This window comes from Methylobacterium sp. ap11 (genome assembly GCF_900110515.1).
GTDB classification, from domain to species: domain Bacteria; phylum Pseudomonadota; class Alphaproteobacteria; order Rhizobiales; family Beijerinckiaceae; genus Methylobacterium; species Methylobacterium ajmalii.
Map to the genome: position 1 here is coordinate 1 of NZ_FOEB01000032.1, position 20,330 is coordinate 20,330.

General features: G+C 71.2%; 16 protein-coding genes and 1 pseudogene. 8 read left to right on the top strand and 9 right to left on the bottom strand.

Annotated features, from left to right (window positions below; genetic code table 11):
* The first annotated feature begins 518 nt into the window (after window positions 1-518).
* The 5 genes and pseudogenes from BMX97_RS29010 to BMX97_RS29030 all read left to right on the top strand — a co-directional run bounded on the left by BMX97_RS29010 (window position 519) and on the right by BMX97_RS29030 (window position 7,053).
* Window positions 519-2,288, top strand: a pseudogene (locus BMX97_RS29010) (methanol/ethanol family PQQ-dependent dehydrogenase).
* A gap of 55 nt (window positions 2,289-2,343) precedes the next feature.
* Window positions 2,344-3,552: a lytic murein transglycosylase gene (locus tag BMX97_RS29015; RefSeq protein ID WP_091754631.1), complete on the top strand. Its 1,209-nt coding sequence runs from the start codon at window positions 2,344-2,346 to the stop codon at window positions 3,550-3,552.
* 206 nt (window positions 3,553-3,758) lie between these two features.
* Window positions 3,759-4,967, top strand: coding sequence for a plasmid partitioning protein RepA (repA, locus tag BMX97_RS29020; protein ID WP_091754632.1), 1,209 nt, complete (start codon window positions 3,759-3,761; stop codon window positions 4,965-4,967).
* A gap of 258 nt (window positions 4,968-5,225) precedes the next feature.
* Complete coding sequence (gene repC / locus BMX97_RS29025) at window positions 5,226-6,509, top strand: plasmid replication protein RepC (protein WP_091754633.1); 1,284 nt, start codon at window positions 5,226-5,228, stop codon at window positions 6,507-6,509.
* Window positions 6,510-6,600: 91 nt separating this feature from the next.
* A complete protein-coding gene (locus tag BMX97_RS29030) occupies window positions 6,601-7,053 on the top strand; it encodes a MarR family winged helix-turn-helix transcriptional regulator (RefSeq protein ID WP_177202393.1) in 453 nt (150 codons plus the stop codon).
* Between the two features lie 10 nt (window positions 7,054-7,063).
* On the opposite strand, the gene BMX97_RS34280 is transcribed toward BMX97_RS29030, so the two are convergent.
* Window positions 7,064-7,192: a hypothetical protein gene (locus tag BMX97_RS34280; protein ID WP_280142827.1), complete on the bottom strand. Its 129-nt coding sequence runs from the start codon at window positions 7,190-7,192 to the stop codon at window positions 7,064-7,066.
* Window positions 7,193-7,548: 356 nt separating this feature from the next.
* Here BMX97_RS34280 and BMX97_RS29035 point away from each other — a divergent pair, with 356 nt between their 5' ends.
* Both BMX97_RS29035 and BMX97_RS29040 read left to right on the top strand, forming a co-directional pair.
* On the top strand, window positions 7,549-8,622 hold the full coding sequence (locus tag BMX97_RS29035) for a catalase family protein (RefSeq protein ID WP_091754635.1): 1,074 nt from the start codon (window positions 7,549-7,551) through the stop codon (window positions 8,620-8,622).
* A gap of 10 nt (window positions 8,623-8,632) precedes the next feature.
* Complete coding sequence (locus BMX97_RS29040; protein ID WP_091754636.1) at window positions 8,633-9,031, top strand: MAPEG family protein; 399 nt, start codon at window positions 8,633-8,635, stop codon at window positions 9,029-9,031.
* Window positions 9,032-9,051: 20 nt separating this feature from the next.
* On the opposite strand, the gene BMX97_RS29045 is transcribed toward BMX97_RS29040, so the two are convergent.
* Together BMX97_RS29045 and hydA are read right to left on the bottom strand one after the other, a co-directional pair.
* Window positions 9,052-10,080: a sensor histidine kinase gene (locus BMX97_RS29045; RefSeq protein ID WP_091754637.1), complete on the bottom strand. Its 1,029-nt coding sequence runs from the start codon at window positions 10,078-10,080 to the stop codon at window positions 9,052-9,054.
* Window positions 10,081-10,326: 246 nt separating this feature from the next.
* Entirely contained in the window at window positions 10,327-11,715 is a 1,389-nt protein-coding gene (gene hydA / locus BMX97_RS29050; protein WP_091754638.1) for a dihydropyrimidinase, read from the bottom strand.
* Between the two features lie 59 nt (window positions 11,716-11,774).
* On the opposite strand from hydA, the gene BMX97_RS29055 reads away from it, so the two are divergent.
* The gene (locus BMX97_RS29055) at window positions 11,775-12,443 is read left to right on the top strand and encodes an aspartate/glutamate racemase family protein (protein WP_091754639.1); all 669 of its coding nucleotides are present in this window, start codon (window positions 11,775-11,777) and stop codon (window positions 12,441-12,443) included.
* 17 nt (window positions 12,444-12,460) lie between these two features.
* Here the strand turns inward: BMX97_RS29055 and BMX97_RS29060 are convergent, their stop codons facing one another.
* The 6 genes from BMX97_RS29060 to BMX97_RS29085 all read right to left on the bottom strand — a co-directional run bounded on the left by BMX97_RS29060 (window position 12,461) and on the right by BMX97_RS29085 (window position 20,330).
* On the bottom strand, window positions 12,461-13,387 hold the full coding sequence (locus BMX97_RS29060; RefSeq protein WP_091754640.1) for an N-carbamoyl-D-amino-acid hydrolase: 927 nt from the start codon (window positions 13,385-13,387) through the stop codon (window positions 12,461-12,463).
* 245 nt (window positions 13,388-13,632) lie between these two features.
* The gene (locus BMX97_RS29065) at window positions 13,633-15,291 is read right to left on the bottom strand and encodes a nickel ABC transporter ATP-binding protein NikE (RefSeq protein ID WP_091754641.1); all 1,659 of its coding nucleotides are present in this window, start codon (window positions 15,289-15,291) and stop codon (window positions 13,633-13,635) included.
* Window positions 15,291-16,166, bottom strand: a complete 876-nt coding sequence (locus BMX97_RS29070) for an ABC transporter permease (protein WP_091754642.1) — start codon at window positions 16,164-16,166, stop codon at window positions 15,291-15,293. The genes BMX97_RS29065 and BMX97_RS29070 overlap by 1 nt, the downstream gene beginning before the upstream one ends.
* 18 nt (window positions 16,167-16,184) lie before the next feature.
* Window positions 16,185-17,216 carry an ABC transporter permease gene (locus BMX97_RS29075; protein ID WP_091754643.1) on the bottom strand — a complete coding sequence of 344 codons (1,032 nt, stop codon included), beginning with the start codon at window positions 17,214-17,216 and terminating at the stop codon, window positions 16,185-16,187.
* A 1-nt stretch (window position 17,217) separates the two neighbouring features.
* On the bottom strand, window positions 17,218-18,816 hold the full coding sequence (locus BMX97_RS29080; RefSeq protein ID WP_091754644.1) for an ABC transporter substrate-binding protein: 1,599 nt from the start codon (window positions 18,814-18,816) through the stop codon (window positions 17,218-17,220).
* Between the two features lie 125 nt (window positions 18,817-18,941).
* Window positions 18,942-20,330, bottom strand: coding sequence for an NAD(P)-binding domain-containing protein (locus BMX97_RS29085; protein WP_091754645.1), 1,389 nt, complete (start codon window positions 20,328-20,330; stop codon window positions 18,942-18,944).

The window sequence follows — 20,330 nt, forward strand, 5'->3', positions numbered from 1 at the left end:
CGACCGACCGGCGTTTCCACCTGATCGTGTGAGCACCGAAACGTCGGACCAGCATCATCCTACTCACGACCAGACCCGAAGATCCGATCCGCAGGGACGACGCCGTCCACGCTTCTCTTTCTCGTATGAACTTGTCAAAGAGCCGATCCGGTCAAAGCCGGATCTCGACCTCCTCGGAAACGGAAAGCAGCGCCGGGTTGCCCTGGCCCTTGCTCGCTCGTCTCTGGGGAGGTGCGGCGCGGCGGCCAGTTCGTCGGCGCCCCGTCGGTGAGCGGCTGTCTAAGGGTAGCCGGCTCCCCTGTCAACACGGCGGAATCCGGACGAGCCGGCATCGCCGCCCCCGGCACTCTCGCGGGCTGGCAAACGACTGTCTCCTTTCGAGTTGGGACGGGCGCGTGGAGCGTCAAGCGTCGGTCGGCGGCCGCGTCGGCGGGGGTCTCCTGGCGCGTGGCCCGGCGGGCGGGCAAGGCCTATGACGGGCGCCGCGCCCCCAAAGCGGCCGGGCGAGGAGGATGGGCATGAGATCGATGATGCTGGCGACCCTGCTGCTCGGCGTCGGCCCGGCTCTCGCCGGGGAGGGGGGCCGGGTCGCGCTGCCGACCGTCGATTACGCCAACACGCGCCACTCGGGCCTCGACCGGATCACGCCGGACAATGTCGGGCGGCTGAACGTGGCCTGGACCTACTCGACGGGCGTGCTGCGCGGGCACGAGGGCGCGCCGCTCGTCGTCGGCCACATCATGTATGTGCACACGCCGTTCCCCAACACGGTCACGGCCCTCGACCTGAACCAGGACGGCAAGATCCTGTGGCGCTACGCGCCGCGGCAGGATTCGGCGGTGGTGGCGGTGATGTGCTGCGACACGGTCCATCGCGGCCTCGCCTACAAGGACGGGCGGGTGTTCCTGCAGCTCGCCGACACCACCGTCGTGGCGCTCGAGGCCGAGACCGGGCGGGTGCTGTGGTCGGTCCGGAACGGCGACCCGGCCCGGGGCGAGACCAACACCGCGGCGGTGATGCCGGTGCGGGACGCCGTGATCGTCGGCCTGTCGGGCGGCGAGTACGGCGCGCGCTGCCACGTCACCGCCTACGACCAGGCGACGGGGCGGCGGCTCTAGCGCGCCTACGCCACCGGGCCGGATGCCGACATGCTGGTCGATCCCGCGAAGACGACGGAGCTCGGGCGCCCGGTCGGCCCCGATTCGTCGCTGACGAGCTGGGAGGGCGAGCAGTGGAAGACCGGCGGCGGCTGCGCCTGGGGCTGGTTCTCGTACGATCCCGACCTCGACCTCGTCTATTACGGCACCGGCAACCCCTCGACCTGGAACCCGGCGCAGCGCCCGGGCGACAACCGCTGGGCGATGGCGATCGTCGCCCGCGACGCGACCACCGGCATGGCGCGCTGGGTCTACCAGATGACGCCGCACGACCAGTGGGACTACGACGGCGTCAACGAGATGATCCTGACCGACCAGGAGGTCGGGGGACAGAAGCGCCGGCTCCTCACGCATTTCGACCGCAACGGCTTCGGCTACACCCTCGACCGGGCAACCGGCGCGCTGCTGGTGGCGGAAAAATTCGATCCGAGCGTGAACTGGGCCAAGCGCATCGAGCTCGACCCCGCCTCGCCGGCCTATGGCCGCCCGGTGGTGGACGAGCGCTACGCCCCGGGCACGACCGGGGAGGACGAGACCGTCACGGGCATCTGCCCGGGCGCGCTCGGCGCCAAGAACCAGCAGCCCGCCGCCTACTCGCCGGCGACCGGCCTGTTCTACGTGCCGACCAACCACATGTGCATGGATTACGAGCCGTTCCACGTCACCTACACGCCGGGCCAGCCCTATGTCGGGGCGACGCTGACGCTGCATCCGCCGCCGGGCACCGACCGGACCGGCGCCTTTATCGCCTGGGACAATCTTTTAGGCCGCATCAAGTGGTCGATCCCTGAGCCGTTCTCGGTCTGGTCGGGGGCGCTCGCCACCGCCGGCGGGGTGGTGTTCTACGGCACCCTCGAAGGCTACCTGAAGGCGGTCGACGCCGTGACGGGACGGGAACTCTACCGCTTCAAGACGCCCTCCGGGATCGTCGGCAACGTCACCACCTACATGCATGACGGTCGGCAATACGTGGCGGTGCTCTCCGGGATCGGCGGCTGGGCCGGAATCGGCCTCGCCGCCGGGCTCACCGACCCGGCCGAGGGCTCGGGGGCGGTCGGCGGCTACGCCGCCTTGTCCCAGTACACCGCCGCAGGCGGCCAATTGACGGTCTTTGCCCTGCCCGAACCCTGACGCGGAGCGGCCGGACGCCTTATTCTCTCGGAATCACCGACCGGGAGGGTCTTCGATGCGGACGAGGTTGGTGTTTCTGGCGCTGCTCGCCGGCCCGGCCGCCCTGGCGCAGCCGGCACCCGAGGCGGCGCCCGCGATGGCCGAGTGCCTGGCCGGCCTCGTCGCCAGGGCGCGCGACCAGGGGGTGACGCCGGCCCTGGCGGAGGCGCAGCTCTCCGGGCTCACCGCCGATCCGGACGTCGTCGCGGCGACGGGACGCCAGGCGGAGTTCGAGAAGCCGGTCTGGGCCTATCTCGACGCCGCGGTGAGCGAGGAGGCGGTGACCGACGGCCGGGCGAAACTCGCCTCGGAGGCGAGCCTGCCGGCGATCGAGGCGTCGACCGGCGTCGACCGGCACGTGCTGGTGGCGATCTGGGGCATCGAATCGGGCTACGGCAGCGTGCTCGACGATCCCCGCAAGGTGCGGCCGGTGGTTCGCTCGCTCGCCACCCTGACCTGCGCCGGAGGACCGCGGGTCGGCACCTGGACCGAGGAGCTGGTGGCGGCCCTGCGGATCCTCGATCTGAACCGTACCACGCCGGACCGGCTGACCGGCTCCTGGGCCGGCGCGATGGGCCACACCCAGTTCATGCCGACGACGTACCTGCGCCACGCCGTCGATTTCGACGGCGACGGCCGGGCCGACATCTGGACCTCGGCGCCGGACGCGCTCGCCTCGACGGGGCAGTACCTGCGGACCCTGGGGTGGCGGCCCGGGGAGGGCTGGGGCGGCGAGGTGCTGCTGCCGGCGGGCTTCGACTATCGCCTCGCCGACGAGACGACGATGCGGACGCTCGCCGAGTGGCGCGCCCTCGGGCTCGCACCGGCCGCCCGGCCTATCGGCGCGGACGGCGATACCGCGCGCCTCGTCCTGCCGGCCGGCGCGAAGGGCCCGGCCTTCCTGCTGCGCCCGAATTTTTCGGCGCTGCTCGGCTACAACGCCGCCTTCTCGTACGCGCTGGCGGTGGCGCATCTCTCCGACCGGCTGACGGGCGAGCCGGGCTTCGTGCGGCCCTGGCCCCGGGACGACCGGCCGCTCGCCCGGGACGAGCGGCGGGAGATCCAGGCGCTGCTGGAGGCGAAGGGCCATCCGGCCGGCGGAGTGGACGGGCGGATCGGCCCGCGCAGCCGGGCGGCGATCCGCGCCTGGCAGGCCGAGGCCGGGCTGGTGCCCGACGGCTACGCCGATTCCGGACTGCTCGACCGGCTGCGCGCCGCGCGCTGATCCGGCGGCGGCGGCACGATCGCGATTCGGCTCCAACGCACGATTCGGCCCGTCGGTCCCAGCGCGATCGACGCGAAGCGCCTGACTCCTGTGGAGAAAAGGTTGTCGACTCCTGAATCGGAGGGCCCGGGGCTTAACGCTTGACTCTCCGTCCGCCGAGCCGGCCAAACTACGCTCACAAGCTCGGATGAGGCTGGAAAGCGTAGATGTCGAAGGCTGCCGAAAGTCGAATCGCCGGGCGGAGGTCATCCTCCGCCGCGTCGTTCGACGCCGTGATCGCGGCCCATGCCGACGCCCTGTCGCGCCAGATCGACGAGGTGCGCGAGCGCCTCGGCCCTCCGGCGGCGCGGCGCGAATTGCGGCGCTTTCCCACCGGCGAGGCGGCGCGCCTCATCGGCATCACCGACGCCTACCTGCGCCAGCTGATCCTGTCGGACGAGGGGCTGGAGCCCGAGAAGGGCCCGGCGGGCCGGCGGCAATTCACCCTGGCGCAGATCAACGACGTGCGCCGGCACCTGGCGCGGACGCGGCCGGGCTACCTGCGCCACCGCCGGACCGGCGAGCACCTGCAGGTCCTGGCGGTGACGAACGTCAAGGGCCGCTCGGGCAAGACCACGGTGGCGGCGCACCTGGCGCAGTACCTGGCGCTGCAGGGCTACCGGGTGCTCGCGGTCGACCTCGACCCGCAGGCGGCTTTGTCGGGCCTGTTCGGCTGCCGGCCGGAGCTCGATGTCGGCGTGAGCCAGACCCTCTACGGGGCGGTGCGGCGCGACGGCGGCGAGCGGCCGCTCGGCGAGATCGTGCGCCCGACCCATTTTTCCGGCATCGACCTCGTGCCCGGCCATCTCGAGCTGATGGCCTGCGAGCATGGGGGTCCGCTCTCGGCGGCGATGCCGGAGGGTGCGGTCGGCCGCGTCGCCGAGGCGCTCGCCGGGGTCTCCGGCCGCTACGACGTGGTGGTGGTCGATTGCGCGCCGCAGCTCGGGGTCCTGACCCTCGGGGCGCTCTGCGCGGCGACCGGCATCCTGGTGACGGTGCAGCCGCAGATGCTCGACCTCGCCGGCATGTCCGGCTCGCTGCGGATGACCGCCGACCTGCTCGGCACCGTGCGCGAGGCCGGGGGCGACCTGCGCCACGACTTCCTGCGCTACCTCGTTACCCGCTACGAGCCGAATGACGGGCCGCAGACCCAGATCGTCGGGCTGTTGCGGGCGCTCTTCGGCGAGCAGGTGATGACCCATGCGGTGCCGCTCGCCTGCGCGATCGCGCAGGCCGGCGCCTCGGGCCGGACCCTCTACGAGGCCGGCCGCGAGGGCGCGACCCGCCAGGCCTACGACCGGACGGTCGAGGCGCTGGATGCGGTCAATGCCGAGATTGCCGGCGAGATCGCCCGGGCCTGGGGGAGGGCGGCGTGAGCCGGGCTCCCTCTTCCGACAAGATCTCGCTCCGGTGAGAATCGGGTCACTCGGCCCGGTTTAACCCCGCCTCGGGCGGTTCCACTCACGCGAACCCAGAAAGGATCGATCCGGCAAAAGAAAAAGGCCCCCGAAGCGACGCCCCGGAAGCCCTTCTCTTAGTGCCTGGCAGCCTGAGAGAATCAAATCCGGCACATTCTGTCAAGCGTGGCGCCGATTCGGCGAACCCTTTTCTGTTGCCTGACGACAGGCACGGCCATGTCCCAGACCCAACCGACGACGCCCTTCGGGCGGCGGCCGTTGTCGCTTGCCATGATGGCGGCGCAGGCGGCGGCGAAAGCGTGCCCGGACGAGGCCGCCAGCCACAAATGGCGGACCTTCCGCGACCTGACCGAAGCGAAGGCTCGCCTCGGTGTCGGAGACCGGGCGCTCGCTGTCCTGTCGGCGCTCCTGAGCTTCCACCCCGAGACCGCCCTGACCCCGGGTACCGACCTGGTGGTGTTTCCCTCCAACCGCGAATTGTCGGTGCGCGCCCATGGCCCGTCGCCGACGACGCTGCGCCGCGCGCTGACGCAGCTCGTCGAGGCCGGCCTGGTGATCCGCCGCGACAGCCCCAACGGCAAGCGCTACGCGAGGCGCGGCGAGGGCGGCCGGATCGAGCAGGCCTTCGGCTTCGACCTCTCGCCCCTGGTGGCGCGCGCCCAGGAGTTCGAGGCGCTGGCCGGCGAGGTGCGGGCCGCCGCCAGGACACGGGCGCTCCTGCGCGAGGAAATCTCGCTCCTGCGCCGGGACATCGGCAAGATCGTCGCCTTCGCCCGCGCAGAAGGGCTGGCAGGGGCCTGGGACGCGATCGAGGCTCATCTCGCGGGAGCGGGCGCGATGCCGCCGCGCTCGGCCGGCAACGCGGCTCTGACCGAGATCGCCGGCGGATTGCGGGATTTGCGGGCGGAGGTGGATAAGTGCCTGGCGGAATCGCTGGAATTCGGAAAAACGGGCGCCAGTGAGTCCCAGATCGGCTGCCACCATCAGAGTTCAAAACCTGAGTCTTTCCAGAATCTTGAACGGGGTTTGCGGGGACAGGAGACGGATCCCGGGGAGACCGGACCCGACACCGTGGTGCCGCCGACGCGGGTACTGCCGTTGAGGCTCGTCCTCGAGGCCTGCCCGGATGTCGGGGCTTACGCCCGGCACGGGATCGGACATTGGCGCGACTTCCTCGGCGCGGCGGTGCTGGCGCGGGCGAGCCTCGGCATCGGACCGACGGTCTGGGCCGGGGCGGTGGAGGTCATGGGCGAGGAGACGGCGGCAATCGTCGTGGCGGCGATCCTCCAGCGCGGAACCGCCATCGCGGCGCCGGGAGCCTACCTGCGCGACCTGACCGACAAGGCGCGGGCAGGACGGTTCTCGCCCTGGCCGATGGTGATGGCCTTGTGGCGGACCCGCCAGGAGGTCATTGCACCCGCCGACGTGCCGTTCGCAGGTCGCCTGTCCGAGTCGGCGAGAGGTCCGTGGCACCGCACCGGATCGGAGCGGTCGTGGTGATGAGCGGCCGGGCGCCGGACAATATGTTGCGCTTGCAACTTCATGTAGGCTGTGACCCCCTTCAAGCGCCATGGAGGCGAACGCGAAGCCGATGGACCGCCTGAATCTGCTCGCCTTCTCGCCGTTCCGGCTCAACCGGCTCGCCAGCGAGTTCAGCAACGCGCTGGCCGCCGACTACGCGCGGTTCGGGATCGACATCCCGGAATGGCGGGTGCTGGCGACGCTGGGACAGCACGCGGAACCGCGCAGCGCGGCCTACGTCGTGCGCTGCACCCGCACGCACAAGTCGCGGATCAGCCGGGCCGTCGGACACCTGATCGAGCTGGGCCTGCTCGCCCGGCGCGAGAGCGGCGACGACCGGCGCGAGATGATGCTGGAGCTCACGCCGCAGGGACGCCAGACCTATGCCGAGCTGGTGCCGATCCTGCTCGCGCGCGAGGCCAAGCTCCTGTCTGGGCTCAGCGAGGCGCAGAGGCGGGATTTCGACCGGCTGCTCGGGGCGCTGGAGGAGTCGCTCGGTCTGGTGCGGGAGAAGGAGGAGTGAGCGCGGCGCGCTACCGCAGGATCGCGTCGATCCGCGCCACGTAGGCGGTGAGGGCGACGAAGACGGCGATCGTCAGGGTGTTCCAGGCGAGGATGCGGCCGCGGTCGACCAGGGTACGGGCCTTCACGGCGGCGGGCATGGGGCGTGCTCCTCGTGGTGGTGTTCCGGCCGGGCGCGACGCCATGCGGCCCCGGGTGGTCCTGTGCGGTGCATTCAAACCGCGCCGGGGACGGGCGTCAATGAACGCGCTTCCCAAACTCCGCGCGGCAAGGAGAAGAAATTTGCCGCCAAACGCCTGTTGTAGAGAACGATGTGCTCACGACGCCGGTCGTGGACCCGGAGCGGAAAAATCGTTTCCTTAGTCGCGGCGCTGGACCGGTCTCTCGCCCGGGCGGTGACTGCCGCATCGAGAGCCGGAACACCGGCTGCGGATAACAGTTTCCGCTGACGCAGCGACGCTTCCGGCGTCCTTGACTTTCAGCGAGACCCGCCACGATGCAGTCGCCGATTCGCTTCGATCCCTCCCTCGAGGTCGTCCAGCCCGACGAAGAGGAGGTGCAGGCGGAGATGATCCGGGTCTTCCGGAAGATCCAGGAGACCACGCTGGAGGATTACGGCCATGCGGTGCGCGGCGTCCACGCCAAGAGCCACGGCCTCCTGACCGGTCGGCTGACCGTGCTGCCGGGTCTGCCCCTGGCGCTGGCGCAGGGGTTGTTTGCGACACCCGCCTCCTACGACGTCGTCATGCGGCTCTCGACCAACCCGGGCGACATCCTCGACGACAGCGTCTCGACCCCGCGGGGCCTCGCCGTGAAGGTGATCGGGGTCTCCGGCGAACGGCTTCCCGAGGCCGAGGGCGAGACCCAGGATTTCGTGCTGGCGAACGCTCCCGCCTTCACGGCGCCGGACGCCAAGGCGTTCCTGAAGAGCCTGAAGCTCCTGGCCGCCACCACCGATACGCCGCAGGTGTTCAAGAAGGTGTTTTCCGCCGCGCTTCGCGGGCTCGAAGGGGCGCTCGAGGCGGTGGGAGGCAAGAGCGCGACGTTGATCAGCCTCGGCGGCCATCCCGAGACGCATATCCTCGGCGAAACCTTCTACAGCCAGGCGGCCCTGCGCTGGGGCGATCACGTCGCCAAGGTCGCGGTCGCCCCGGTCGCGCCGGCGCTCACCGCTCTCACGGGCGCGTCGCTCGACGTCAACGGCAAGCCGAACGGCCTGCGCGAGGCGGTCTCGGAGTTCTTCCGCGCCCACGAGGGCGTGTGGGAGCTGCGGGCCCAGCTGCTGACCGACCGCGAGACGATGCCGGTCGAGGATGCCTCGAAGCCCTGGCCGGAGGAGGCGAGCCCCTACGTCCCGGTGGCGCGGATCACGATCGCGCCGCAGGAATCGTGGAGCGACGAAAAGGTGAGGCGCCTCGACGACGGTCTCGCCTTCAGCCCGTGGCACGGCCTGGCGGCGCATCGGCCGCTCGGCTCGGTGATGCGGGCGCGCCGCGCCGTCTATCCGCGCTCGGCCGGGTTCCGGGCGGAGCATAACGGTTGCCCCATCCATGCGCCGACTCGCGCCTGAGGAGATCACCATGGTGTTTCCGTCCCTGACCGCCGGCTACGGCGCGGTCCTGGCGCTGCTCTTCGCCGGGCTGTCGATCTGGGTGATGGCGCGGCGGCTCTCCGCCAACGTGCTGCACGGCGACGGCGGCGATGCCGTGCTGCTGCACCGCGCCCGCTCCCAGGCCAACTTCGCCGAGTACGTACCGCTGATCCTGATCGTCGTCGGGCTGTTCGAGGCCCATGGCGGCAGCCGGGGCCTGGTCCACGGCCTGCTCGCGGTGCTGCTGGTCGGCCGGGTGCTGCATCCGTTCGGCATGACCGCGCCGGCGAACTCGCCGCGCCAGTATGCCTGCCGCGGCGGCGGCATCCTGGCGACCTTCGCGGTGCTGATCGTCTCCGCCCTGGCGCTGCTGCTGCGCCTGTCCTGACGGACGGGCGGCCCCGGCGCTCAGGCGCCCGGGGCCTCGGCGGCGAAGTCGAGCCGCACCACCGTGCCGGGGCCGCCCGCATAGGTGAGGGTGCCGTCGAGCTGGGCCGCGAGCCCTTGCGCGATGCGCAGCCCGAGGCTCCGGCTCGCCTCCGGGTCGAACCCCGCCGGGATGCCGCGCCCGTCATCCGCGATGGTGAGCGCCATCCGGTCCGGCGCCATCGCCTCGATCCGGATCGTGATGGTGCCGCGGGCGCCGTCGGGAAAGGCATGCTTCAGGGCGTTGGTCACCACCTCGACCACGAGCAGCGACAGGGTGGTGAGCCGCGTCAGGTCGAAGCGCACCGGCGGCACGTCGACGAGGCAGACGATGTTGCGAGCCCCCGTTGCGTCGAGGAGGTCGCCGCAGAGTTCCTGCAGGTACTGGCCGACCGGCAGGGAGATGCGGCTCGGATCGTAGAGCCGGCGGTGGATGCGCGAGATCGTCTCGAGGCGGATGCGCGCCTCGTCGAGGGCGGCGAGCGCCGCCTGCGGGTCGTTGCCGACCCGGCGCTTCTGCAGGGTGAGGAGCGCGGCGACGAACTGCATGTTGTTCGCCACCCGGTGCTGCAGCTCCTGGAACATGGTGCGCTGCTGCTCGTAGAGCCCGGCCGTCACGGCACGCTCGTGCCGCAGCCGCTCGCCCGCCGTGTGCATGATGTGGATCAGCCCGATGTCGACGGCGACGATGAAGACGTAGAAGGCCAGCGCCAGCCCCGACTGCGCCGAGAGGATGAACCCCGTGCTCGGCGGCAGGAAGAAGTACCAGGCCGACAACCCGCTCAAGGTGGCGCAGGTGATGCCGGCCCGCAGGCCGCAGAAGAACGTGGTGAGGATCACCGCCGGGAAGAAGGTCAGGTAGGGAAAGCCTGGCGGCAGCACGTCGTCCACCGCGAGCCGCAGGCCGAGTGCGACCGCGGTCGCGCCGAGCGCCACCAGATCGCCGAGCCAAGCCCGCGCGCGCAGGCGCTCGGTGGCCTGGAGCGCGGTCCAGAACCAGCTGCGGCGCACCGTCGAAACGGTGGATACCGGGGCAGTCGTCGACTTGACCGTTGACAGCGGGATGACTCCTCGACCGAGCCTCCAACCTAGGGCGATTCTCCCGCCACAGGCCACGGATCGCCGCGGAATCGGGCGACCCGCGGCCGATCTCCGGTCACCGTGGCTTCGCTGCCGCTGTCGCGGCGAGGGCGAGCGTGCCCGCCCCGCCGCCGGTCGCCGGCCCGTGCGCGGTCAATCGCGCTCCCGCTTCGCCGCTCAGCGCCGCCGGATCGGCGCGCCGCTGCCCGCCTCCGCCGTCACCGCACCGCCTTCCGCGATGACCCGGCCGCGGCGAAGCACGGTCTCGGGCCAGCCTTTCAGGGTGCGCCCGGCATAGGGCGTGAAGCCGGTGCGGTCCTCCACCATCTCGTCCGACAGGGTGACACGCTTGTCAGGGTCCCACAGGCAGAGGTCGGCATCCATCCCCACCGCCACCGAGCCCTTGTTCGAGAGGCCGTAGATCCGGGCCGGTGCCGTCGCGGTGATCTCGACGAATTTCTTCAGCCCGAGCCGCCCGCCCGACACCATGGCGTCGAAGAGCAGCGGCAGGCGCATCTGCAGGCCCGGCATCCCGTTGGCGATCTCCTTGAAGGTCGCCCCCGGACCCGCCTTGAGCTTGCCGGTCTCGTCGTAGCGGTAGGGGGCGTGGTCGGAGGAGACGGTCTGGAGGTCGCCGAGAGCGAGGGCGCGCCACAGGGCCTCCTGGTCGCGGGCCTCGCGCAGCGGCGGCGAGCACATCCACTTCGCCCCCTCCAGCCCCGGCCGGTCGAGATCGGATTCGGTGAGGAAGAGGTATTGCGGGCAGGTCTCGGCATAGACCTTGGCGCCCTCGCCGCGGGCCCGGCGCAGGATCGCGGCGCCTTCCTCGGTCGAGACGTGGAAGATCATCACCGGCTGGTCGAGATATTGCGAGAACCGCACCACCCGCTCGAACGCTTCCGATTCCGACAGGCGCGGATGGCTCGCGGCATGATACTTCGGCGCCGTCTTGCCGTCCTTCAGCAATTGCCGGCTCGCGAAGGCGATGAGCCCGTGGTTCTCGGCATGGACGCAGACCAGCGCGCCCACCTCCTTGGCCGCCGCCATCAGGTCGAGCAGGGCCTCGTCGGCGAGGCGCAGGCGGTCGTAGGTCATGAACGCCTTGAGCGAGAGGTGGCCCTCCTTCGCCAGGGCCGGGATGTCCTGGGTCAGGGCCTTCTCGGTCGCGTCCGCGACGATGAGGTGGAAGGCGTAGTCGATCACCGCGCCGCGTTGCGCCAGCGCCGTGTAGTCCGCGACCACCTTCGCCAGATCCATCCCGACATGCTGGGCCGCGAAGGCGACGACGCTGGTGGTGCCGCCGAGCGCCGCCGAGCGGGTCGCGCTCTCCCAGGTGTCGGCGTTCATCAGCCCCGAGGCCGAGAGCTGCTCGATATGGGCGTGGCTGTCGATCCCGCCCGGCAGGACGAGCTTGCCCCGCGCGTCGATCTCCCGCCGTCCCGGGGCGAGGTCGAGGCCGATCGCCGCGATCCGGCCGTCCCGGATGCCGAGATCGGCGGAGAAGACGTCGCTCGCGGTGGCGACGGTGCCGCCGCGGATCACGGTGTCGAAGGCGGGCTCACTCATACGGATGTTCCTCGTCCGAAACTTGCTAGCTTGAAGGTCTGACACATCGGGGGACCACCATGCAGAAGACCGATTCCGCTCGAGACCGGCGCATCCTCGTCATCAATCCGAACTCGAACGAGGCCGTCACCCGCGGCCTCGATCACGCGCTGGCGCCGCTCGCGCGGCCGGGCCTCGCCATCGACTGCCGGACGCTGGCCGAGGGGCCGTTCGGCATCCAGTCGCAGGCCGATGTCGAGCAGGTGGCCCTGCCGCTTCACGACCTCGTGCGGCGCGAGGCGGCGGACGCATATGTCATCGCCTGCTACTCCGATCCCGGCCTGCACGTCTGCCGCGAGGCGACCGACCGGCCGGTCCTCGGCATCGCCGAATGCGGGATCCTGACCGCGCTCGCCCGGGCCGACCGGTTCGGCGTGATCGCGGTGGCGAGCCGCTCGATCCCGCGCCACCTGCGGGCCCTGCGCCAGATGGGCGTGAGCGAGCGGCTGGCCGGCGAGCGGGCGCTCGAGATGACGGTGGCCGAGACCGCGAGCGGCCCGGACACGCTCGCCCGGATGATCGCCGTCGGCCGCGACCTGCGCGACCGGGACGGGGCCGGGGTCATCGTGATGGGCTGCGCCGGCATGGCGGTGCACCGCCGCGGCCTGGAGCGGGAGCTCGGCATCCCGGTCATCGACCCGACGCAGGCCGCGGTCGCGATGGCGATCGGCATCGTGGCGCTCGCCTGAGGTCGCGCCGCCGGGCTTCACTCGGGCAGCACCACGCCGGTCTGGGCGGTGATGCGGCCGTAATGTTCGGGTCGGCGGTGGCGGGCGAAGTCGAAGATCGTCTCCTTGCCGAACCGGGTCTCGTCGAGGTCGCAGGCGGCGACGATCACGCCGTCGGCCTCGCCGGGGAGCTCGGCCACGATCTTCCCGTTCGGGTCGACGATCAGGGTGCCGCCGGTGAGGTGATGACCGTCTTCCGATCCGGCCTTGGCCACCGCCACCACCCAGGTGGCGTTCTGGTAGGCGCCGGCCTGGACCGAGAGGCGGTGATGGAACAGCCGCTCCTCGATGCCCTCGGCGTTGCGCTGGCTGTTGACCGAGGGGGTGTTGAAGCCGAGCACCACCATCTCGACGCCCTGCAGACCCATCACCCGGTAGGTCTCGGGCCAGCGCCGGTCGTTGCAGATGCACATGCCGAGGATGCCGCCGAGCATCCGCCAGACCGGGAAGCCGAGGTCGCCCGGCTCGAAGTAGCGCTTTTCCAGATGCTGGTGTGTGCGCTCGGGATCGAACTCGACGTGGCCGGGCAGGTGGACCTTGCGATACTTGCCGACGATGGCGCCGTCGCGGTCGACCAGGATCGAGGTGTTGAAGTGCCGGCCCTCCGGCGTCAGCTCGGCATAGCCGAACGACATCGCCATGCCGTGCTGGCGCGCCCGGGCGAAGAGCGGCGCGGTGGCCGGGCCCGGCATCTCGCGCTCGAACCAGGGGTCCGCCTCGGCCCGGTCCGCGTGGTACCAGCGCGGGAAGAAGGTGGTGAGCGCCAGTTCCGGATAGACGATCAGGTCGGCGTCCTGGCTCTTGGCCTCGTCCATCAGCGCGATCATCCGGGCGACGACGCTGTCGCGGTCCTCGGCCTTCTGGATCGGCCCGAGCTGGGCGGCGGCGGTGCGGATCACGCGCATGGGATTTCCTCGATGACCGGAACGAGTGGAAGGATTGACGCAGGCTTATCCCTCCCCCCTCTGCGGGGGAGGGTGCCCGGCGGAGCCGGGCGGGAGAGGGGCAGCGCGACGCTGATTCAGGTGGCGCCTTTCATGAAGCGTGCGACTTTTTTCGGAAGCGGCGTCCCCTCTCCCGGCCCCCTTCGGGGGCCACCCTCCCCCGCAGAGGGTGGAGGGTGCATGCGCGCGACCGGAGTTTCGAAAGCTCACGCCGCCGGCTCCGCCGCCAGCCCCCGCCCCGCGCCCGGCCGGAAATGCGGGATCGCGGCCAGCAGCTCCCGCGTGTAGGCGGTGCGCGGCGCCCGGAAGAGGTCGCGGCTGACGCCCTCCTCGACCACCCGCCCGCCCTGGAGCACCAGGGTGCGCTCGCACATCATCCGCACCACGTTGAGGTCGTGGCTCACGAACAGGACGGCGAGCCCGTCCTCCCGGCGCAGGTCGTCGAGGAGGCGGAGCACCCCGGCCTGGACCGAGACGTCGAGGGCCGCCGTCGGCTCGTCGAGGACGAGGAGCCGGGGCTTCACGGCGATCGCCCGGGCGATGCCGATGCGGGCCTTCTGGCCGCCCGACAGCTGGTGCGGGAAGCGGTCGAGGAGAACCGACGGAAGGCCCGCCCGCTCGGCGCTCTCGATCACCCGCAGCCGCAACGCCTCGCCCCGCAGGGGCGTCAGGCGCTTCAGCGGATGGGCGATGCAGTCGAAGGCCGAGAAGCGCGGGTTGAGGCTGTCGGTCGGATCCTGGAACACGATCTGGATCGCGCGCCGATGGGGCGAGCGGTGGAAGTCGCGGGCCGGAATCGTGCCGATCGATTCGCCGTCGAACAGGATTTGTCCGGCGCTGGCATCGAGGAGCCGGCAGATCATCCGCGATGTGGTGCTCTTGCCCGAGCCCGATTCGCCGACGAGACCGAGGCTCTCGCCCTCGCGGAGCGAGAAGGACACGTCCTCGACCGCCATGGCGCCGCCGAACACCTTGCCCAATCCCTGCACCTCGAGGAGCGGCGGGGTGCCGGGGGCGGGGGCCGGGCGCTTCAGGGCCGGCGGGCGGGGACCCTCCGGCACGAGGTCGGAGAGCGTCGAGGTCGGAGTCGGCGAGGCGGCGACGAGGCGCTTGGTGTAGGGGTGGCGGGGCTTGGCGAACAGAGCCCCCGGCTCGCCCTCCTCGACGAGGCGGCCCTGCTCCATCACGGCGATGCGGCCGCAATATTGCGCGGCGAGGCCGAGATCGTGGGTGATGAGGATCATCGCCATGCCGCGCTCGGCGGTGAGCCGGGCGACGAGATCCATCACGGTCTTCTGGGTCGTGACGTCGAGGCCCGTGGTCGGCTCGTCGGCGATGAGGAGCGCCGGCCGGCAGGCGAGCGCCAGCGCGATCATCACCCGCTGGCACATGCCGCCGGAGAGCTCGTGCGGATAGGCGTCGAGGCGGCGCGCGGCGTCGCGGATGCGCACCGCCTCCAGGCTCTCCAGCGCCCGCTCCTTGGCCTGGACCTTCGACAGGCCGCCCGCCATCAGCACGTCGGCGAGCTGGCGGCCGATCGGGCGGATCGGGTTCAGCGCCGCCCGCGGGTTCTGGAAGATCATCCCGATCGCCTGGCCGTGCGCCGCCCGGAGGTCCGCCGCCGAAAGGCGTGTCACGTCCTGGCCGCGGAAGCGCACCTGCCCACCGACGATGCGCCCGGCCCGATCGAGCAGGCGCGCCGCCGCGAAGGCGGTGACCGACTTGCCCGATCCCGATTCGCCGACGAGGCCGAGGCTCTCGCCCGGCACCACCGACAGCGAGACGCCGCGCAGGGCCTCGACCGGGCCGCGCCGGGTCGCGAAGGTGACCCGCAGGTCCTCGACCGAGAGAAGGGAAGGCTGCATCAGGTCCGCATCCGGGGATCGAGGATGTCGCGCAGGCCGTCGCCGAGCAGGTTGAAGCAGAGCACCGCCAGCATCAGGGCGAGGCCCGGGAAGGCGACGAGCCACCACTTGCCGGTGGTGATGAAGCGCGCGCCCTCGGCGACGAGGATTCCCCATTCCGGCGTCGGCGGGCGCACGCCGAGCCCGATGAAGGACAGGCCGGCCGCGTTGAGGATCGCCCAGCCGAGGTTGAGCGAGATCTGCACCGCCATGGCGGGGAGCACGTTCGGCAGGAGGAAGCGCAGGACCACCGCGAGGTGGCCCTCGCCCCCGGCCCGCGCCGCCTCGACGTAGCCGGCATCGCGCCGCACGTTCACCTCGGCCCGGGCGAAGCGGATGTAGAACGGCAGGTTGATGATCGCGGTCGCGATGACGATGTTCTCGACCCGATTGCCGAGGGCCGCCACCAGCGCCATCGCCAGGACGAAGAGCGGAAAGGCCATCAGCACGTCGACGAGGCGCCCGACCACCCGGTCGAGCCGGCCGCCGGCATAGCCGCTGACCCCCCCGATCACCGCGCCCAGTGCGAAGGAGAGCCCCACCGCCGAGAGCGCGATGCCGAGATCGAGCCGGGTCGCCGCGACGATGCGGCTCAACACGTCGCGGCCGAGCTGGTCGGTGCCGGCCCAATGCGCGGCGCTCGGCGGCTGGAGCGCCACCGAGACGTCGGAGGCGACGGGATCGTAGGGGGTGAGCCAGGGGCTGAAGAGCGCGACGAGGCCGAGCAGCGTGGCGCCTGCCGCCGCGACGGCGGTGAGCGGGTTCTCGCGCAGCACGTAAGCGGCGTGCCGCAGGGTGCTGGGCGGGGGCGCGAGGGTCGGGGAGACGGCGTTCATCGGGTTCCTCGCATCCGATCACTCGATGGAGACGCGCGGGTCGGCGAGGCCGTAGAGCACGTCGACCGTGAGGTTCACGACGACGAACAGGCTCGCCATCAAGAGCACGAAGCCCTGGACCGGGGCGTAGTCGGAGGCGAGCAGCGCATCGAGCGCGTAGGAGGCGACCCCGGGCCAGGAAAACACTTTCTCCACCAGCACGTTGGCCCCGAGCATGGTGGAGAAGACGATGCCCGCGATGGTCAGCACCGGCAGGATCGCGTTGCGGAGCGCGTAGGTCACGATCACCCGCCGCCGCGGCAGGCCGAGCGAGCGGGCGGTGCGGATGAAGTCGCTGCCGAGCACGCTCAGCATCGCCGCCCGGGTGATGCGGGCGAGCGGCGCCAGCACGAACAGCGCCATGGTGAGCGCCGGCAGCACCAATTGCCCGGCCGCGGCGCGAAAGCCCTCCCAATCCCCGACGAGCGGGAAGTCGATCAGCAGGAAGCCGGTGATGTCCGGCGGGCTCGCAGCGAACACGTCGACGCGGCCGGTCGGATCCGGCGCGACGCCGAGCAGGTAGTAGAAGACGTAGATCAGCAGGAGCCCCGACACGAAGGTCGGCACGCAGACCCCGAGCGCGCACAGGAAGCGCACGGCATGATCCACCGCCGAGCCCGGCCGGAGCGCCGCCGCGATCCCGAGCGGGATCGCCAGGAGGAGCGCGATGACGAGCGCCGAGACGGTCAGTTCGAGGGAGGCCGGCAGGCGCTGGCGCAGATCCGTCAGCACCGGCTGCCCGGTCGTCATCGAGCGGCCGAGCTGGCCCCGCGCCACGTCGCCGAGATAGCGCACCAGCTGCTCGGGCACCGGCTTGTCGAGGCCCATCTGGCGGCGGATCTCCTCGATCTCCGCCTTGCCGGCATTGGGCCCGGAGGCGAAGAACACCGCCGGGTCCCCGGGCAGCACCCGCATCAGCAGGAAGGTGAAGACCAGGACGCCGAGGAGCGCCGGCAGCGAGGACAGGAAGCGCCGCCCGGTGCGCCGGGCGATGCCGGAGGCGGAGGCCATCCTACTTCCTCGACAGGTCGCGGTAATCGACCTGGCGGTGGAACTGGTAGGTGTAGCCGTCGACGGACTGGGCCATCACGGCGTCCTGGTTCGGCTGCCAGATCGGGATCTGCGGCATCAGGGCGAGGTGGCGCTTGTTGAGCGCCCGGGCCTCGTCGTCGTACTTCGCCGGGTCGCGCTCGAACCGCGCCTCGGCGGCGAGCGTGTTGATCTCGGGATCGTCGATCGAGCTGTAGTTCCAGCGCTGGTTGCCGGTGTAGAAGTTGCGATAGAAGTAATCCGGCGAGGGCAGCCAGGCGACGATGCCCTCGGTGAAGAACGGCAGCTTCTTCTCGCTCACCTGCGTCGACATCTGCGCGTCGGGCAGCTTCTGGATCTCGACCTTGACGCCGATCTTCTCGAGCGATTCGCGGATCAGCGCGGCCATCGGCTCGGCGGTGGCGGCCTGGCCGACATTGAAGCTGAAGGTGGTCGAGAACCCATCCGGCAGCCCGGCCTTCGCCAGCAGCGCCTTGGCCTTCGCCAGGTCGAGGGTCACCGGCTGGGCGACGGGGAAGACGGGGGCGGGGTCGCCCTCGCCCCAGGTCGCGCCGAAGAGCGGCTTGCCGCGGCCGAACAGGGCGGCCTTGAACATCGCATCGTAGGGCAGGGCGTAGGCCAGCGCCTGGCGCACCTCGACCTTGTCGAAGGGCGGCAGCTTCGTGTTGAAGGAGATCAGCGTCACCGCGTTGAATTGCGGCGTGGCGATCACCTTCAGCTTGCCGCGCTCCTTCAGCGCCAGCGCGTCGTTGGCCTGGAGGTCGATGACGATGTCGGCGTCGCCCTTCTCGACGAGGTTGGCGCGGGTTGCCGGATCGGGAATGGTCTGGGCGATGATGCGCTTGAAGCCGGCGGGCTTGTCCGGGGCCGCCCCCGTCCAGTCGGCGTTGCGCTTCAGCACCACCTGCTCGCCGGGCTTGAACACGTCGACGCCGTAGGCGCCGCTGCCGACGGCGTGGTCCTTGAGCCAGGCCTGCGCCCACGGGTCTTCGGCCGTCGCGTGCGACTTCGCGACCTTGGAGTTGATCACGATGGCGTAGACGGTGGCGAGGTTCGGGAGCGCCAGCCGGTCGGGCTTCGGCAGCGTCACCTTGAAGGTATGGGGATCGACCACCGCGAACTGGTCGGGGCTCGTCAGCGAGCCGGTGAGGAGCTGCGGCGCGGCGAGCGACTTCGCCGAGACGGCGCGGTCGAGCGACCACTTCACGTCGTCGGCCGTGACCGGAGTGCCGTCCTGGAACTTGGCGTCCTTGCGCAGGAAGAACGTGAGGGTGAGGCCGTCGGGGCTGACCTCGTAGCGTTCGGCGAGTTCGCCGCGCACCGAATCGAGGTCGAACACCCAATTGTCGCCGAGCTTCTTGCGGCCGAAGGTGACGAGGCGGTCGTAGGTCGAGAGGCTGATCGCGAAGGCCTCGCGGGTCGTGCCCGGCATGGTCGGGTCGAGGGTGTTGACCGCGGCCCCGGTGACGTAGCGCAGGGTCTCGGCCCGGCTCTGGGCTCTCGCCGGCCCCGCCACGACGAGGGCCGTGAGCAGGGCCGCCGCGAGGCCGCCCGTCCGCATGCTGGTCTTCGTCACGCCGGTTCCTTCCCTGCATCCCCGATCCGGTCGGCCTTCTTGCAAGGGCCGTTCCAGCGAGCGCCATTCGAGACCAGGGACGAGCCGGGGGCAAGAGCTAACACGAAGGCTCAGCGCAACACCGCCTGGGGCACGTCGTAGGCCCGGAAGTCGGTCCAGTGGCGGTCGAGATCGGCGGTGAACAATCCCCGGGTCAGGCCCGAGACCAGGCGCGGCACCGCGGTCGTCATGGCGTTGATCGACGAGCCGGAGGGGCCGTGGCTCACCGTGGAGGCGATGCCGAACAGGTGGATGTTTCCGATCCACGGCGTCAGGCCGGGCTCGCGCTCGGTGAAGGCGTAGTCGCCGCCGAGATACGGGTAGGCGGCGAGGCGCTCGTCGCGTTCCTCCGGCGGCGGGGCGTAGCGGTCGCCCCAGGTGGCGATGTTGTGGGCAAACGCTAACAATTCGGGCCGCGCCGCGTAATCGACGGTGACGCCGGTGGCGGCGATCACGAGATCGGCGGTCACCGCGCCCCGCGGCGTGTCGAGGACGACCGCGCCGCCGTCCATCCGCGCCGCGCGGATGGGGGCGCCGGGGAGAAACCGGAAGGCCGGGTGCCGGGCGCAGCGGTCCCAGGTCGCCTGCGGAAAGCCCTCGCGCAGGCCCATTACCGCACTCATGAAGCGCCAGCGCCAAGCGTCGTCGAGGTCGCCGAGATGGCGCAGGAAGCCCGCGAAGGTCAGCCAGCGATAGGGCTGCACCACCTGCGCCTCGGCCCGCCGGCACAGCACGGTCACCGCGGCGGCGCCGGCTTCGAGCGCCGTGGCGGCGTTGTCGAAGGCCGAGGCGCCGGCGCCGATCACCGCGACGCGCTTCCCCTCCAGACTTGCGAAGTCGATCGCGTCGTCGGTGCGGGCGACGCGGCTGGGCGGCAGGTCCGCCAGCGCCTCGGGCATCGCCCAGCGCCCGGCGCCCTCCTGGCCGGTGGCGAGCACGACCTTGCGGGTGTAGCGCACCGTGCCACTCGAATCCGTCACCGCCAGGAGGCCGTCGGCCGGCGCGAGGCCGGTGACCGTCACGCCGTTCTCGACCGGCACGCCGATGGCGTCGCGCACGAAGGCGAGATACGTGGCCCAGTCCTCCCGGGGGATCAGGTCCAACGCCTCCCAGGCGGCCTGCCCGTAGCGGGCCTCGTGCCAGGACTGGTAGGTGAGCGCCGGCAGGCCGAGATCGGGTCCGGTAAAATCCTTCGGGCTGCGCAGGGTGCGCATGCGGGCGTAGGTGAGCCAGGGGCCCTCGAAACCTTTCGGTGCCCGGTCGAGCACCAGGATGTTGATGACCTGCGCCCGCATCAGCCCGAAGGCGACGGCGAGGCCGGATTGCCCGGCCCCGACCACGATCACGTCGTGGGCGGGTTGGCCGTCCGGGCCGGTGCGGGGCGTCAGCCAGGGCGCGCGGGGATGGGCCGTGCGGGCGATCTCGTCGCGGACGCGGAGCCGAAGAGCGTCGAGGGACAT

Excerpts from the sequence above, each read along its gene's own strand:
- BMX97_RS29015 (WP_091754631.1), top strand. The coding sequence starts at position 2,344 with ATGCGGACGAGGTTGGTGTTTCTGGCGCTGCTCGCCGGCCCGGCCGCC.
- BMX97_RS29065 (WP_091754641.1), bottom strand. The coding sequence starts at position 15,291 with ATGCAGCCTTCCCTTCTCTCGGTCGAGGACCTGCGGGTCACCTTCGCG.
- repA (WP_091754632.1), top strand. The coding sequence starts at position 3,759 with ATGTCGAAGGCTGCCGAAAGTCGAATCGCCGGGCGGAGGTCATCCTCC.
- BMX97_RS29080 (WP_091754644.1), bottom strand. The coding sequence starts at position 18,816 with ATGCGGACGGGCGGCCTCGCGGCGGCCCTGCTCACGGCCCTCGTCGTG.
- hydA (WP_091754638.1), bottom strand. The coding sequence starts at position 11,715 with ATGAGTGAGCCCGCCTTCGACACCGTGATCCGCGGCGGCACCGTCGCC.
- BMX97_RS29075 (WP_091754643.1), bottom strand. The coding sequence starts at position 17,216 with ATGGCCTCCGCCTCCGGCATCGCCCGGCGCACCGGGCGGCGCTTCCTG.
- BMX97_RS29055 (WP_091754639.1), top strand. The coding sequence starts at position 11,775 with ATGCAGAAGACCGATTCCGCTCGAGACCGGCGCATCCTCGTCATCAAT.
- BMX97_RS34280 (WP_280142827.1), bottom strand. The coding sequence starts at position 7,192 with ATGCCCGCCGCCGTGAAGGCCCGTACCCTGGTCGACCGCGGCCGCATC.
- BMX97_RS29035 (WP_091754635.1), top strand. The coding sequence starts at position 7,549 with ATGCAGTCGCCGATTCGCTTCGATCCCTCCCTCGAGGTCGTCCAGCCC.
- repC (WP_091754633.1), top strand. The coding sequence starts at position 5,226 with ATGTCCCAGACCCAACCGACGACGCCCTTCGGGCGGCGGCCGTTGTCG.
- BMX97_RS29085 (WP_091754645.1), bottom strand. The coding sequence starts at position 20,330 with ATGTCCCTCGACGCTCTTCGGCTCCGCGTCCGCGACGAGATCGCCCGC.
- BMX97_RS29040 (WP_091754636.1), top strand. The coding sequence starts at position 8,633 with ATGGTGTTTCCGTCCCTGACCGCCGGCTACGGCGCGGTCCTGGCGCTG.
- BMX97_RS29060 (WP_091754640.1), bottom strand. The coding sequence starts at position 13,387 with ATGCGCGTGATCCGCACCGCCGCCGCCCAGCTCGGGCCGATCCAGAAG.
- BMX97_RS29070 (WP_091754642.1), bottom strand. The coding sequence starts at position 16,166 with ATGAACGCCGTCTCCCCGACCCTCGCGCCCCCGCCCAGCACCCTGCGG.
- BMX97_RS29030 (WP_177202393.1), top strand. The coding sequence starts at position 6,601 with ATGGACCGCCTGAATCTGCTCGCCTTCTCGCCGTTCCGGCTCAACCGG.